Source organism: Pseudocitrobacter sp. CD920760, assembly GCF_057782505.1.
The window spans coordinates 4,933,490-4,947,436 of record NZ_CM173490.1; the positions used below are offsets into that span (position 1 = coordinate 4,933,490).

General features: G+C 56.8%; 12 protein-coding genes. 3 read left to right on the forward strand and 9 right to left on the reverse strand.

Annotated features, from left to right (window positions below; translation table 11 throughout):
* Positions 1-4: 4 nt before the first annotated feature.
* The 4 genes from bcsB to bcsR are packed head-to-tail and all read right to left on the reverse strand — an operon-like array spanning position 5 to position 5,906.
* A complete protein-coding gene (gene bcsB / locus AC1MKH_RS23250; protein WP_276218947.1) occupies positions 5-2,314 on the reverse strand; it encodes a cellulose biosynthesis cyclic di-GMP-binding regulatory protein BcsB in 2,310 nt (769 codons plus the stop codon).
* Positions 2,315-2,327: 13 nt separating this feature from the next.
* The gene (bcsA, locus tag AC1MKH_RS23255) at positions 2,328-4,946 is read right to left on the reverse strand and encodes a UDP-forming cellulose synthase catalytic subunit (protein WP_276218949.1); all 2,619 of its coding nucleotides are present in this window, start codon (positions 4,944-4,946) and stop codon (positions 2,328-2,330) included.
* A complete protein-coding gene (bcsQ, locus tag AC1MKH_RS23260; protein WP_276218951.1) occupies positions 4,943-5,695 on the reverse strand; it encodes a cellulose biosynthesis protein BcsQ in 753 nt (250 codons plus the stop codon). The genes bcsA and bcsQ overlap by 4 nt, the downstream gene beginning before the upstream one ends.
* A 10-nt stretch (positions 5,696-5,705) precedes the next feature.
* A complete protein-coding gene (gene bcsR / locus AC1MKH_RS23265) occupies positions 5,706-5,906 on the reverse strand; it encodes a cellulose biosynthesis protein BcsR (protein WP_015962571.1) in 201 nt (66 codons plus the stop codon).
* A 172-nt stretch (positions 5,907-6,078) separates the two neighbouring features.
* Between bcsR and bcsE the strand changes: the two genes are divergently transcribed.
* Genes bcsE through bcsG form a run of 3 tightly spaced genes read left to right on the forward strand, consistent with a single transcriptional unit; the run spans position 6,079 to position 9,505 of the window.
* Positions 6,079-7,638, forward strand: a complete 1,560-nt coding sequence (gene bcsE / locus AC1MKH_RS23270; RefSeq protein ID WP_276218953.1) for a cellulose biosynthesis protein BcsE — start codon at positions 6,079-6,081, stop codon at positions 7,636-7,638.
* Positions 7,635-7,829, forward strand: coding sequence for a cellulose biosynthesis protein BcsF (gene bcsF, locus AC1MKH_RS23275; RefSeq protein ID WP_253897291.1), 195 nt, complete (start codon positions 7,635-7,637; stop codon positions 7,827-7,829). Before bcsE ends, bcsF begins: the two co-directional genes overlap by 4 nt.
* On the forward strand, positions 7,826-9,505 hold the full coding sequence (gene bcsG, locus AC1MKH_RS23280; RefSeq protein ID WP_276218956.1) for a cellulose biosynthesis protein BcsG: 1,680 nt from the start codon (positions 7,826-7,828) through the stop codon (positions 9,503-9,505). Before bcsF ends, bcsG begins: the two co-directional genes overlap by 4 nt.
* Positions 9,506-9,588: 83 nt before the next feature.
* Here the strand turns inward: bcsG and AC1MKH_RS23285 are convergent, their stop codons facing one another.
* The 5 genes from AC1MKH_RS23285 to dppB all read right to left on the reverse strand — a co-directional run bounded on the left by AC1MKH_RS23285 (position 9,589) and on the right by dppB (position 13,887).
* A complete protein-coding gene (locus AC1MKH_RS23285; RefSeq protein WP_041686144.1) occupies positions 9,589-9,696 on the reverse strand; it encodes a type I toxin-antitoxin system toxin Ldr family protein in 108 nt (35 codons plus the stop codon).
* A gap of 258 nt (positions 9,697-9,954) precedes the next feature.
* A complete protein-coding gene (gene dppF / locus AC1MKH_RS23290; RefSeq protein ID WP_149463620.1) occupies positions 9,955-10,965 on the reverse strand; it encodes a dipeptide ABC transporter ATP-binding subunit DppF in 1,011 nt (336 codons plus the stop codon).
* Positions 10,962-11,945: a dipeptide ABC transporter ATP-binding protein gene (dppD, locus tag AC1MKH_RS23295; protein WP_276218961.1), complete on the reverse strand. Its 984-nt coding sequence runs from the start codon at positions 11,943-11,945 to the stop codon at positions 10,962-10,964. Before dppD ends, dppF begins: the two co-directional genes overlap by 4 nt.
* 10 nt (positions 11,946-11,955) lie before the next feature.
* Positions 11,956-12,858 carry a dipeptide ABC transporter permease DppC gene (dppC, locus tag AC1MKH_RS23300; RefSeq protein ID WP_276218963.1) on the reverse strand — a complete coding sequence of 301 codons (903 nt, stop codon included), beginning with the start codon at positions 12,856-12,858 and terminating at the stop codon, positions 11,956-11,958.
* A 9-nt stretch (positions 12,859-12,867) separates the two neighbouring features.
* Complete coding sequence (gene dppB, locus AC1MKH_RS23305; RefSeq protein ID WP_149463623.1) at positions 12,868-13,887, reverse strand: dipeptide ABC transporter permease DppB; 1,020 nt, start codon at positions 13,885-13,887, stop codon at positions 12,868-12,870.
* Positions 13,888-13,947: the final 60 nt, after the last annotated feature.

Sequence of the window (13,947 nt, forward strand, 5' to 3'; positions counted from 1 at the left end):
CGGCTTACTCGTCTTCAGGGTCCAGGCGACGGCGGCTGATAATGCGCAGCAGTCGCCACAGCACCCACGCCAGCAATACGATGCTGATAGCGGCAAACAGCGCCAGCAGAATCGGATGGTTAGAGAGGGCAAACCACAGGCGCTCGAACCATGGCAGGTGACCGACGTAGTACACATCGCCCACGCGCAGGCTGCTCACGCCCGATTCACGAATCACCGAAACCGAACCAAACATCGCCGCGCGCTTACCGCTGTCGTTCAGCGCGCCGTTCAGCAGTTCATAACCGCGCGGGCTGTCTGCCAGCAGCGCAACCACGCTGCGCTGGTCGTTATACGGCGACTGGAAGCCGACGATTGCCGCCATCGGGCCGGATGAGGTGACGTCCGTCTGCACGTTCGGTTTACGTTCGTTTTCATCGAGATAGATGCTCGGCAGCTCATGATGACGCAGCGGCGTTTTCACCCAGCTCTTCGTGGCTTCAACCAGCAGGTCAATCTGCTTGTCGTTTTTCAGTTTTTCCGGGATGGAACCAATCAGCAGCAGGTCGGTATCTTTGCCCTGAATGTCGCTGCCTTCATCGGCCAGGGTCAGGTTCATCGCCGGGAAGCCGGTCTGTGCGCCCATTTCGCCGACGGTATTCAGTAGCGTGGTTACCTGTTCAACGGTCGGGTTTTTCGGCATCACCACGGTGGTGTCAGAGAGATCCGCCATGCGGCTGAACGGGAAGCCCGCGTTGGCAAACGCGCGCAGGTCCGGCATCGCCAGGAAGTGATAGTAGTTCGAGAAGTCGATCGTTGAGTCGTCGCCAATCACCACATGGTTCTGCACCGGCTGGAAGGTAATACAGTTATCAATCGAGCCGCCCGGCATCGGGTTCATATACTGGAAGTCGAAACGCAGCTGGTTCATTGCGCCCAGACGCAGCGCCGGAATAGTCACTTCGTTTTTACCGTCAACCAGCCCCTGCAATACCGGCAGACGCAGCAGCAGGCTGCTCACTTCCTGCGTGCTGTTGAGGTTAAACGACTGCAGGAACTGATCGTTCAGGCTGATATCCATTCGCGAACTGTCTTTCACCGCAGGCATGGTAAAGCGATATTTGAGGTCCATATCGATACCGTTGCTGCGCAGCAGGTAGAGATCCGGCGGCAGGTTCAGCGCCACGTTAATGGACGCCGGTTCCAGCCCGGTGGATTGCAGCTGTTGCTCGTAAGTTTTTAGCTCACCAAAAGTGACCGCGCGGTCGGTACGCACCCAGTTCGGCGCATCGTATGGCACACGTGCCAGCAGCGGTTTCACATCGTCCACCACCACGCTGTCGCCACGGAACAAGATATTGCCCTGAGCAATGCCTTTCGCGGCCATCAACAGATCTTTATCATCGCGGCCCATGATCACCAGCAGCTTGACGTAAGGATCGTTCGGGTGGTTGATCATTTCGATCGTCGGGGCTTTTACCGCCGGATGATCGCGCAGGAAATCAGGACGCTTGTCATTGGTGGCAAACACAATGGCATTTTTATCCGGCAGCGTGTTGTAGCTGACCGGGAAGGTCTGCCCACGCCAGCCGGCACGCGAACCAAACCACGAGGCGACAATGCCCGCCGCCTGCTGCTGTGGCAGATCCGGCGTCGCCGCGAAGACGATCGGCAGCGTGAGCGGTCGGTTGTCGCGGGAATCGAAGAACGGTATCGGGAAGTGCGACAGATCGTTACGCACGTTCAGCGCCTGATAGGTCAAATCCAGCGAGCTGTTGCGGCCTACATCCAGCCAGACGGTGCTGTTAGCCGGGTTTTCACAGACGTCGCGATAGTGGCCAACAAACTCCAGACGCACGCGGTTAAAGTCGGTGATATAGAGCGGGTCGATAGGGATCTGCGCGCTGACCTTTTTCCCCAGTTGCTCTTTGGTGACCGGCAACACATCCATCAGCTCTTCGTTCAGGTAAACCTTCAGCTGCGACAGCACCGGTTGTAGCGATGGCGATGGCGTATAGGTGAGATTCAGCAGCGCTTTCGACACCACTTCGTCGCTGCGCATACCAAATTCAATGGAGCCATTAGGATTCGCACCGCGCAGCACCATGCTGCCCGGCGGCGGCGCAATTTGCGCGAAGGTGAGTTTGACATCGCGCGAGGGCACGCTTTCCACCACCACCGGCGAGGCATCGGACGGCGCAGCAGGCGTCGTCGCGCTCTCCTGAGCAGGCGGCATTACCGGCGTTGCGGTCGTCGGTTCAGACCAGGTTGTCGCAGGCAGCAGGCTGCCCATTCCCATCGCCACTGCACAAATCCAGGAGAGTTTTCTTTTCATCGTGTAATCATCATTATTGTTGAGCCATAACCGGCTGTGAGTGCGGCTGCACAGCTTCACGCTCAGGGCGACGCGGGACAAAAGAAGCCACCCAGGCCACCAGCGAAGTGAGCGTACGGAAAATTACTTTTGCAAACGGTGGAGCAAATTCCGCCAGATGGCGATAGCCCCGGAAGCCGAGCTTGAGAATATCCAGCAGGCTTTCCAGTGGTTTATCTTCCGGATAGCTGTCCTGCCAGAGCGCCCAGGTATCGGCACGCGCGAAGGTACATTGAACAAAATCGATATGCTGACGGGTGGTCATCGGCAGCAGTTTCAGACCGACTTCACTGCCAAACACGCGCACCACCTGCGTCGGGAAGACGTACTCCTGCTGGCCACGCTTGAGCAGCAGATTCACTTTCTGCCCTTCCAGCACCTGCGCGTCGCCGTTAATTTTGATCCCCACCCCGCCGTCGGAGAAGTCATGCACCGTGCAGGAAAAGAGATGCCCGTCTTCGCGGGCAATCGCGCCAGGCATTTTGATCTCCACGCGATGCGAGCGACGAACCTGTTTGCTTTCAACCGACACGGCCACCGCACCGCCGAGGATAATCAGGTTGTAGAAGACCCACACCAGGCTGACCCAGACCGTGAGAATTTCATCCTCCGGGCCGTACATATAGCGCCAGATACCGAACGCCACGCCCACCAGGTTTATCAGAACGAGATAGATGTAAGGCCGGGAAATCACCCAGTCGACATACTCCTCTTTCACCAGCCCGCCTTTCGCCGTGACGTTGAATTTGCCTTTGTGCGGGTTAATCAACGCCACCAGCGTTGGCGGCGCGATATACCACGCCAGTACCGTTTCGTAGATTTCGCTCCAGAAGGAGTGGCGGTATTTGCCCTGAATCTTCGAGTTGGTCAGGCTGGCGTGGATCATGTGCGGCAGTACAAACAGCGCAATCATCAGCGCCGGAGCGTAAATGATGTAGGCGTGCAGCAACAGGAAAGCGAGCGGCGCGGTCAGGAAGATAAGCCTCGGCACGCCGGACAAGAAGTGGAACATGGCGTTGACGTAACAGAGCCGCTGCGCGAACTTCAACCCTTTGCCGGTCAGCGGGTTATCAAGACGGAAGATTTGTACCATCCCGCGCGCCCAGCGAATACGCTGGCCGATATGCGCGGATAAACTCTCCGTCGCCAGCCCCGCCGCCTGCGGAAGGCGCATATACGCAGACGTGTAGCCGCGACGGTGCAAACGCAGCGAGGTGTGCGCATCTTCCGTCACCGTTTCGACAGCAATGCCGCCAATCTCATCCAGCGGTTTACGGCGGATGACGGCGCAGGAACCGCAGAAGAAGGTCGCATCCCACATGTCGTTACCGTCCTGCACCAGGCCGTAGAACAGCGTGCCTTCGTTCGGCGTTTTACGGAAGCGGCCCAGGTTGCGTTCAAACGGATCGGGCGAGAAGAAGTGGTGCGGCGTCTGCATCATCGCCAGCTTTTTATCCTTCAGGAACCAGCCCATGGTCATTTGCAGGAACGAACGGGTAGGCACGTGGTCGCAGTCGAAAATCGACACGAATTCACCTTTCGCCAGCTTCAACGCATTGTTGATGTTCCCGGCTTTCGCATGCTCATGGGTGCTACGCGCGACGTACTCGACGCCAACATCTTTCGCAAACTGACGAAACTCAGGACGGTTGCCGTCATCCAGTATCCAGATTGACACTTTATCCTTCGGCCAGTCGATACCCAGCGACGCGTAGACCGTGTTCTTCACCACATTGAGGTCTTCGTTGTAGGTTGGCACAAAAATGTCGACCGTCGGCCACTGATTCATGTCTTTTGGCAGCGGAACGGGCTGGCGGTTGAGCGGCCAGACAACCTGGAAATAACCCAGCACCAGCACAATCCACGCGTAGGTTTCAGCGAACAGCAGAATGAGGCCGCACACCAGGCTCACCGGATCGTTCCAGTTAAGCGTCGAGGTATAGCGCCACCAGATATAGCGGCAGGACACGGTGAGCGACAAAACAATCAGCATCAGCGCCGAGAAGCGCCCGGGGATGCGTCTGACCAGCAGCGCCACGCCCCATAGCAGCATCAGGAAGATGAACTGAGACAATGGGTTAAAGGGTTGCGTAATACAAATCAGCGCCAGCGCGAGCGACAGCGTCACCACCACGCCCAGCACAATGCGGCGGATTTTCGGATTGATGTGCGCCAGCTCTTTGTGGCTATCGAGATGCCCGGTTCGCGCGTTGACCTTCGCCGGAATCGCCTCGACCCACTGATGATAGCGCCCCATCACGCCCTGCACCGCCGCAAGCGATCGCCAGCCAGGACGTTTAGCCGGTTCAGGCCGCTTCGTCGCCAGCAGCCACACGCTTTGCAGCAGATAGCGTAGCGGGTCGAGCGGACGCGGACGCTGGGCGTCAATATGGGGATAAAGCTCATCCTGGCGGGCGATCAGCCGCTGCCAGTTCGCCTGTTCAAGCGGAATAAACGCCCACACAAGCGCCACCCAAAAGCAGCCCAGCGACGCGCTAAAACGAGATGCGCCCGCGCGCCGATAACCCTGATAGCGCGCATGCAGGCGCGTATAGGCTTCCGGCGCAAACAGCCAGGCGCTCAGGCTTATCATGATGCGGACTCCTCAGGAGCGCGGACACCGGCGTAATGCAGCAAACACCAGCTCGCCAGCGTCAGGATCTCTTCCGCCGCCAGCGAGTCGTGACGATATTCGCCCAGCGGTTGCTTCGCCGCCATACACTCGGCCATCGCTTCATCGCGATGCACGGCAATCGGTAGCAGGCGGCGTTGGGTTTGCAGCCATACCTGATACAAATCTTCCTGGAGCTGACTGCCGACGCGCAAGTCGTTAATCAGGATATGGGCATTCACCGGCAGCGCCTGCTGGTGCAGGCGCACATGGCAGTTGGTGTCCGGCTGGACAATCATCAGCGTATGATGGCAGGCCGCCATTAGGGATTGCGTCCACGGATAAAAACCGTGCGGCAGGTCGAGGAGGATCCAGCGATACTCTCCCTGACGCTGGAGCGCGTCAACAATGGTGGTAATTTCCGCAAGTTTATCCGCCAGCGACAGGACATTCTCACGCTCGCCCGGCGTCAGCGCGCCAAACGGTAAAACGTCAATCAGCGTGGTGTAACGCATCCCGGCATCGCGCCAGTCGGCTCCGTCAAGCACCGCACGCGCCCAGCCGCCCTGGTGGGCAATGTCGTCATTAAATGACAGGCGCAGCAAATTATCGGGGCAGGCATCAATCACCAGCACCGATTCGCCAAGTAGTTGCAATGACCAGGCTAGCGCCGCCGTAACTGAAGTGGTGCCCACTCCGCCACGCACGCCCTGTAATCCCAGAATGGCCATTATGGCTTCCTTATTTTTGTTCGACTTTTTGTTCTGCAAACTCAGCCAGCAAAGGCCAACGCTTAAAGGCTGCGGCGAGTTGTTCGCGCTGAGAAATATCGGTGTAGTCTATATCCGGCAAAGAAAATGCCCGGCTCAACGCCAGGAAGTCATTCTGAAATGTATAACCGAGCGTCGAATCTGACGAAGTCATGGGTTCATTATCAGGCATTTTTGTCGATCCCTATGGAATAAACCAGGAACTACGCTACGGTGCTAAGTAAGCTTTTCCTGAAATTCGTTTACATGCTAAATCTGATGTTATTTAATTTCAATCTTAGGTTTATTCTGCTGCTTTCGCTAGTAAACTGATATGCAGGCTAATCAGCAAAAAGAAGGACACGATGAACCCCATATTTTCTATTGGTATTCAGTCATTATGGGACGAAGTCAGTCACATGCCCACCGGTGGTGTGTGGTGGATTAATACCGATCGCCATGAAGACGCTGTCAGCCTGCTCAACCAAACCCTTTCCGCGCAACCAAAAGAGGCGCGGGTCGCGGTGGTATGCATGGGTTCAGATCCAAAGAAAATCATAAAGTTAGACGAAGACTGCGGGCCTCAAAAAATAGATCTTTTTTCCATGCAGGAAAATGAAAGCAGTCTATACTTTATGCGCCGCGATTTACTCTGTTCTCTCGATCCGACAAATTATCTGGTTGTGGTTTTATGCAGCAACAATGCATGGAAAAATATTCCTCCAGAAAAATTTCACGATTGGCTCAGTAAATCCAACAAGTGGGTAAAATATCATCGTTGTACTCTCTTGATTCTCAGCCCCGGAAACAATTCTGACGCCCAAACCTCGCGTTTGTTAAGTGAGTACGGTTCGCTTGCCGGTCTGGCAAGTTTACGTTACCAGGGCGATGGAATGCTTTTTGACATTGCTTTCTGGGCAAATGAAAAAGGCGTTAGCGCCCGTCAGCAACTTCTCATCAGGCAAAACGATAACGGTCTGGAATTAGTTCAGGAAGAGCTGGCAAATGTTCAGCCGCGTACTGATGAAAAAGCAGTATTTAGCAATATTGCTTTTCTGGAAGGGGCTCCGCCGCTTTCGGAGCACTGGTCAGTATTCGATACCAATGACGCCGTCTTTAATGCCGCGCGCAGCGCGCAGGCCGCGACGGTGATTTTCGTGATGGGCCAGAACAGCCAGATTGAACAGCTCGCGCGTTATATTCATACGCTGCGACGCCAGCGCGGTACAGCGTTGAAAATCGTGGTGCGCGAAAGCGTACCCAGCCTGCGCGCCACCGACGAGCGCCTGCTGCTAAGCTGCGGTGCAAACCTGGTTATCTCTCACAGTTCGGCGCTTTCGCGCTGCCTGACGTTAATTGAAAGCGTGCAAAATCAGCAATTCAGCCGCCGCGTACCGGAAGATTTGGCTACGCTGTTCAGTAATACCGAACCATTAAAGCTTAAGGGCTACCTGAAATGGGACGTCTTCTGCGAGGCAGTGCAAAAAATCGTCAGCAACCCACTATTGCCTGCTGATGGCAAAGGCGTGCTGGTCGCGCTGCGCCCTGCTCCGGGCTTGCGCGTTGAACAAGCGCTGACCCTGTGCCGCCCGCACCGTATGGGCGATATCGCCACTATTGCCGACAAGCGCCTGATGATCTTTTTATCGTTTTGCCGGGTCAACGATCTTGATATCGCCCTGAACCATATTTTCCCGCTGCCGACGGGCGACATTTTCTCTAACCGGGTGATTTGGTTTGAAGATAAACAAATCGCGGCAGAACTGGTGAATATGCAGGACGTGAAACCGGAGCGCTGGACGAAGCCGCTGCCGGTGACCACCCAGCCGGGCAAAATTATCAACGCCACGCACGATGGCCGTCACTGGCGTCGGTATCCGGAACCGCATCGTTTATCCACTGACACGGGAGAACAGTCATCATGATGTCGATAAGCGATATTATTCAGTTAGTTGTCTTGTGTGCGCTGCTTTTCTTCCCGCTGGGATATTTGACGCGCCACTATCAGCGCCGCATCGAAAACGCCTTCCGGCTGATGTTTTTTAAACCGCGTTATGTCAAACCTGCTGGCATCGTCCGCCGGGGTTCAAGTTCCAGAGCGAAAACAGAAAAATGACCCAATCAACCCAAACCGCCACGGCCTCATCGCCGCTCTGGCAATACTGGCGCGGCTTGTCCGGCTGGAATTTCTATTTCCTGGTAAAGTTCGGCCTGCTGTGGGCCGGTTACCTCAATTTCCACGCCATGCAGAACCTGGTGTTTATGGCGTTTCTGCTGTTTCCGCTGCCTAATCGCCGCCTGCACAAATGGCGCAACTGGATTGCCATCCCGATTGGTTTTGCCCTCTTCTGGCATGATACCTGGCTGCCTGGCCCGGAAAGCATCATGAGTCAGGGCTCGCAGGTCGCCGGCTTCAGCGCGGACTATATCTGGGATCTGGTGACCCGCTTTATCAACTGGCAGATGGTTGGCGCCTTCTTTGTGCTGCTGGTCGCCTGGCTGTTCTTAACCCAGTGGATCCGCGTGACCGTGTTTGTGGTTGCCGCGATGGTCTGGCTGAACCTGATTACGCTGGTTGGCCCTTCCTTTAGCCTGTTCCCTGGCGGCCAGCCGACCAATACTGTCACCACCACCGGCGGCACGGCTGCCGCGACGGTCGCCACGGCGGGCAATACGCCGGTTGTCGGTGATATTCCAGCGCAAACCGCGCCGCCAACCTCCGCCAATCTCAACGCCTGGCTGAGCAGTTTCTATCAATCTGAAGAAAAGCGTTCGACCAAATTCCCGGACGCGTTGCCTGCCGATGCCCAGCCGTTTGAACTGCTGGTGATCAACATCTGCTCGCTCTCTAACGCCGATATTGAAGCCGCTGGCTTGATGCAGCACCCGCTGTGGTCGCACTTTGATATTCGCTTTACCAACTTCAACTCAGCAACCTCCTACAGCGGCCCGGCGGCGATTCGCCTGCTGCGCGCCAGCTGCGGTCAACCGTCGCATACCAATCTGTATCAGCCTGCCGGTAATCAGTGCTACCTGTTCGATAACCTGAGCAAACTGGGCTTCGCACAGCAGCTGATGCTGGATCACAACGGCGTCTTCGGTGGTTTCCTGAAAGAAATACGTGATAACGGGGGTGTGCAAAGCCCGCTGATGGATCAAAGCAAACTGCCGGTTAACCTGTTCTCTTTCGACGGCTCGCCGGTGTATGACGATCTTGCCGTTCTGAAACGCTGGCAGGAATCGGAAGGCCAGGGGGCGGAAAAACGCACCGCAACCTTCTTTAATATTCTGCCGCTGCACGACGGTAACCACTATCAGGGCCAGAGCAAAACCGCCGACTACAAAGCGCGTGCGCAGAAGCTGTTTGATGAGCTGGATACCTTCTTTACCGAACTGGAAAAATCGGGGCGTAAAGTGATGGTAGTCGTGGTGCCGGAACACGGCGCGGCGCTACAGGGCGATAAAATGCAGGTGTCTGGCCTGCGCGATATTCCAAGCCCGTCCATTACGCATGTTCCCGCTGCGGTGAAATTCTTCGGCATGAAAGCGCCGCATCAGGGTGCGCCGATCGTCATCGATCAGCCGAGCAGCTACCTTGCGGTCTCCGAACTGGTTGCCCGCGCCGTTGACGGTAAGATGTTTAATGAGGATAGCGTGGACTGGCAGGCCTACACCAACAGCTTGCCGCAAACGGCCCCGGTCTCTGAGAACTCCAACGCCGTTGTGATGCAGTACCAGGGTAAACCGTACGTTCGCCTGAACGGCGGCGACTGGGTACCGTATCCGCAGTAAGCAAAAAAGGCCGCAGGATGTTACCCCTGCGGCCCGATTCGGGCGCGCGTTGCCATCTCGACAGCCTGACGCCCGCCTGCATGTTATCTCCGGTTACGCCACCAGCTCACGATTGCGGTGGTGATAATCCCCACCAGAATCGGCGCTGCCAGATCGTGCCAGAAGATTACACAGAGTTGTGCGAACGTCATATAGCCGCCTTGCTTGAAATGACAACGGTTCGCGGCTATTCTTGAATTGTCTAGATGCAAGATTAGCCCCCGTTATGTTGTCAGGTTAAACCTCTCAACGTGCGGGGGTTTTCTCTTTCCAGCAACCAATGCCGCCGGGGATCAAGCCCCCGCAACATTGCGCCTGACCGGGCGAACCCGGCCTGGCGTCGATACTACGCTTATCTGTTTATTCCCTTCACCTGGCAATCACGCAATTTGCGCACTGCCTTCCAGACCTTATAACGCCTTTTCAGGGTTTTCATCCTGGTCTACGGCGAAGCACGCAACCAGTTGACCGTTATACTCTTTCAGCTGCGGCGCGAGTTGGGTGCAGGGGCCAAAGCGACGACGGCAGCGGGCGTTGAAGGCACAGCCCGGCGGTGGATTCAGCGGGCTTGGCAGTTCGCCGGTGAGCTTAATCCGCTCGCGACGATCGTCCGGATTCAGACGTGGTGTCGCAGAAAGCAGTGCCTGAGTGTACGGGTGACGCGGGTTATTGAAGATTTGATCCTTGGTACCTTTCTCCACACAGCGGCCCAGGTACATCACCATCACTTCATCGGCGATGTGTTCCACTACCGACAGGTCGTGAGAGATGAAGACATAAGACAACCCCAGCTCCTGCTGCAAATCCATCATCAGGTTGAGCACCTGCGCCCGCACCGAAACGTCCAGCGCGGAAACCGGTTCGTCGGCAATCACCACGTCCGGGTCGAGCATCAACCCACGCGCGATGGCGATACGCTGACGCTGGCCGCCGGAGAACATATGCGGATAGCGGTCGTAGTGTTCCGTTTTCAGGCCCACTTTCGCCATCATCGCCAGCGCTTTTTCACGGCGTTCGGCTTTGCTGAGTGAGGTGTTAATCAGCAGCGGTTCTTCCAGAATCTGCCCCACTTTTTTGCGCGGGTTCAGTGAACCGTATGGGTTCTGGAAGACTATCTGAATTTTCTGCCGACGCAGCTTTTGCGCGTGCGGATCGTGTTTCAGCAGGTCCTGCCCCTGATAAGAAAGCGCCCCGCCAGTGGGGGTTTCAATCATCGTCAGCAGACGGCCGAGCGTCGATTTCCCGCAGCCGGATTCCCCCACCACCGCCAGCGTTTTACCGCGTTCGAGGGTAAACGACACGCCGTCCAGCGCTTTCACCAGACGCTCAGGGGCAAACAGCCCTTTCTTCACCGGGTAGTATTTTTTCAGATCGGTTGCCTGCAACAGCGGTTGTTGCAGTGCGGCCTCTTGCGTACTCATCGTGTAGGCCTCCCGGCGTCATCGAGTGGGTAGTGACATTTAGACTGACGCGCGCCGTCCAGCAGGTTCAGGTCCGGCTCCTCGCTGCGGCATTTATCCGTCGCATACGGGCAGCGCGGGTTAAGCAGGCAGCCGTTCGGGCGGTCGTATTTGCCCGGAACCACGCCTGGCAGCGAGGCCAGACGCGCTTTGTCCTGGGCAAACTCCGGCAGCGCGCGCAGCAGCGCCTGGGTGTAGGGATGGCGCGGCGCGCGGAAAATATCGTGCGCGGCACCGGTTTCCACCACCTGGCCGGCATACATGACGATAATTTTATGCGCGGCTTCCGCCACCAGCGCCAGATCGTGAGTGATCAGGATCAGCGCCATGTTCTCTTTCTGCTGTAGCTCCAGCAGCAGTTCGATGATCTGCGCCTGAATGGTCACATCGAGTGCCGTTGTCGGTTCATCGGCAATCAGCAGTTTTGGCCGACAGGCTATCGCCATGGCGATCATCACGCGCTGGCTCATCCCACCGGAAAGCTGATGCGGATAAACGTCTAAACGCGAGGCCGGGTCAGGAATGCCGACCTGATTCAGCAGGTCAATCGCCCGCTGACGACGCGTTTTCTTATTACCGCCTTGATGTACCTTAATCGCTTCCATTATCTGGAAACCGACGGTGTAGCACGGGTTGAGGCTGGTCATCGGGTCCTGGAAGATCATCGCCACTTCGGCGCCCACCAGGTTGCGACGCTCTTTCTCCGAGATACGCTTGAGATCCTGGCCGTTAAATTCCAGGCTCTCCGCCATCACGCGGCCCGGATAGTCAATCAGCCCCATAATCGCCAGCGAGCTGACCGATTTACCGGAACCGGATTCGCCAACAATCCCGACAACTTCGCCTTGATCCACGCTATAACTGATGCGGTCTACGGCGCGGAATTCAGCACCCACTTCACCGAAGTGCACCGATAATTTATCTACATTTAATAACGCCATCTCGAACCTCTTACTGCTTCAGTTTGGGATCGAGCGCGTCACGCAGACCGTCACCCATCAGGTTAAATGCCAGCACCGTCAGCAGGATCGCCAGACCGGGGAAGGTCACGACCCACCAGGCGCTTTGCGCGAACTGCAACACGTCGGAGAGCATGGTGCCCCACTCCGGTGTTGGCGGCTGCGCACCCATGCCAAGGAAGCCAAGGGCGGCCATATCGAGAATGGCGTTAGAGAAACCGAGCGACGCCTGAACAATCAGCGGCGCAAGGCAGTTCGGGAAGATATTGACGAACATCTGGCGCATCGCTCCCGCCCCCGCCACGCGAGACGCGGTGACGTAGTCGCGATTGACTTCTACCAGTACGGCGGCACGCGTCAAACGGACATAGTGAGGAAGCGCCACAAAAGTTAGCGCCAGCGCAGCATTGCCGATAGATGGGCCGAAAATCGCCACCAGTACCAGCGCGAGCAGCAGGCTTGGCAGCGCCAGCATGATATCGACGACGCGCATAATGACGTTATCAACCAGGCCGCCGAAGTAGCCCGCCACCAGCCCGAGGATAACCCCCAGCACCAGCGACAACACCACCACCAGACAACCGACCAGCAGTGAGAGGCGCGCGCCATACATCAGGCGAGACATCACATCACGGCCTACGTCATCCGTGCCCAGCAAATGCGCCCAGCTTCCGCCCTCCTGCCAGACCGGCGGGGAGAGCAGCGAGTCGCGAAACTGTTCGGCTGGGTTATAAGGCGCAATCCAGTTAGCGAAAATCGCAATAAACAGCACGATAACCACGTAAGCCAGGCCAACCACTGCGCCCTTGTTACGTTTAAAGTAGTGCCAGAATTCCTGCAGCGGCGTCATCGGTACCGGTGCGGACACCGTTTTATTTTCAGTGACTTGTGACATGATGGCCCCTTACTTCTTATGCCGAATACGCGGGTTCACCACGCCATAGAGGAGATCAACCAGCAGGTTGACGAGGATAATCATCGTCGCTACCAGCAGCACGCCGCCCTGTACCACCGGGTAGTCGCGGCGCTGTAAGGCATCGATTAACCAGCGGCCCAGCCCCGGCCAGGAGAAGATGGTTTCCGTCAGGATCGCGCCTGCCAGCAGCGTACCGACCTGCAAGCCGATAACCGTCACCACCGGCAGCATGGCGTTACGCAGCGCGTGCACCACGATGACCCGCATGCGGGTGAGCCCTTTGGCGCGCGCGGTACGGATGTAATCTTCACCTAATACTTCCAGCATGGAAGAACGTGTCATACGCACAATCACCGCCAGCGGGATGGTACCGAGCACGATGGCAGGCAAAATCATATGCGCCACCGCATCAATGAAGTTGCCCTCTTCACCCCAGATGGCGGTATCAATCAGCATAAAACCGGTTAGCGGGTTCGAGTCATCAAGGAACACCATGTCGCTCACGCGCCCGGAAACCGGCGTCAGGTTCCACTGCACCGAGACCAGCATGATCAGCATCATGCCCCACCAGAAGATAGGCATGGAGTAACCGGTCAGCGCCAGACCAACCGCTGTGTGATCGAAGATAGAGCCGCGTTTCACCGCAGCCAGCACGCCCACCGGGATACCCACGGCAACGGCGAACATCATGGCGCAGATACCAAGTTCCAGCGTCGCTTTAAAACGCGGCACGAACTCGTCCCACACCGGGAGACGGCTTTTCAGCGAGATCCCTAAATCACCATGCAACACGCCCCAGATATAGTGGAGGTACTGCTGCCACATCGGCTTATCAAGGCCGAGCGCGGCCAGCAGTTCAGCATGGCGTTCAGGGGAGATACCACGCTCGCCCGCCATAATCATCACCGGGTCGCCGGGGATCATATGGACAAACGCAAACGTGAGAAGGGTAATACCGATAAACGTGGGGATGACGAGTCCCAAACGTCGGAGAATAAACTGCAACATAACCCGGATTCTCTCTAGTAACACTCAGCCTGGAACTGGGTGTCTGTATTGCTCACAAAT

Bases quoted from the DNA above. Each gene is read 5' to 3' on its own strand.
- bcsB (WP_276218947.1), bottom strand. From the start codon at position 2,314: ATGAAAAGAAAACTCTCCTGGATTTGTGCAGTGGCGATGGGAATGGGC.
- bcsA (WP_276218949.1), bottom strand. From the start codon at position 4,946: ATGATAAGCCTGAGCGCCTGGCTGTTTGCGCCGGAAGCCTATACGCGC.
- bcsQ (WP_276218951.1), bottom strand. From the start codon at position 5,695: ATGGCCATTCTGGGATTACAGGGCGTGCGTGGCGGAGTGGGCACCACT.
- bcsR (WP_015962571.1), bottom strand. From the start codon at position 5,906: ATGCCTGATAATGAACCCATGACTTCGTCAGATTCGACGCTCGGTTAT.
- bcsE (WP_276218953.1), top strand. From the start codon at position 6,079: ATGAACCCCATATTTTCTATTGGTATTCAGTCATTATGGGACGAAGTC.
- bcsF (WP_253897291.1), top strand. From the start codon at position 7,635: ATGATGTCGATAAGCGATATTATTCAGTTAGTTGTCTTGTGTGCGCTG.
- bcsG (WP_276218956.1), top strand. From the start codon at position 7,826: ATGACCCAATCAACCCAAACCGCCACGGCCTCATCGCCGCTCTGGCAA.
- AC1MKH_RS23285 (WP_041686144.1), bottom strand. From the start codon at position 9,696: ATGACGTTCGCACAACTCTGTGTAATCTTCTGGCACGATCTGGCAGCG.
- dppF (WP_149463620.1), bottom strand. From the start codon at position 10,965: ATGAGTACGCAAGAGGCCGCACTGCAACAACCGCTGTTGCAGGCAACC.
- dppD (WP_276218961.1), bottom strand. From the start codon at position 11,945: ATGGCGTTATTAAATGTAGATAAATTATCGGTGCACTTCGGTGAAGTG.
- dppC (WP_276218963.1), bottom strand. From the start codon at position 12,858: ATGTCACAAGTCACTGAAAATAAAACGGTGTCCGCACCGGTACCGATG.
- dppB (WP_149463623.1), bottom strand. From the start codon at position 13,887: ATGTTGCAGTTTATTCTCCGACGTTTGGGACTCGTCATCCCCACGTTT.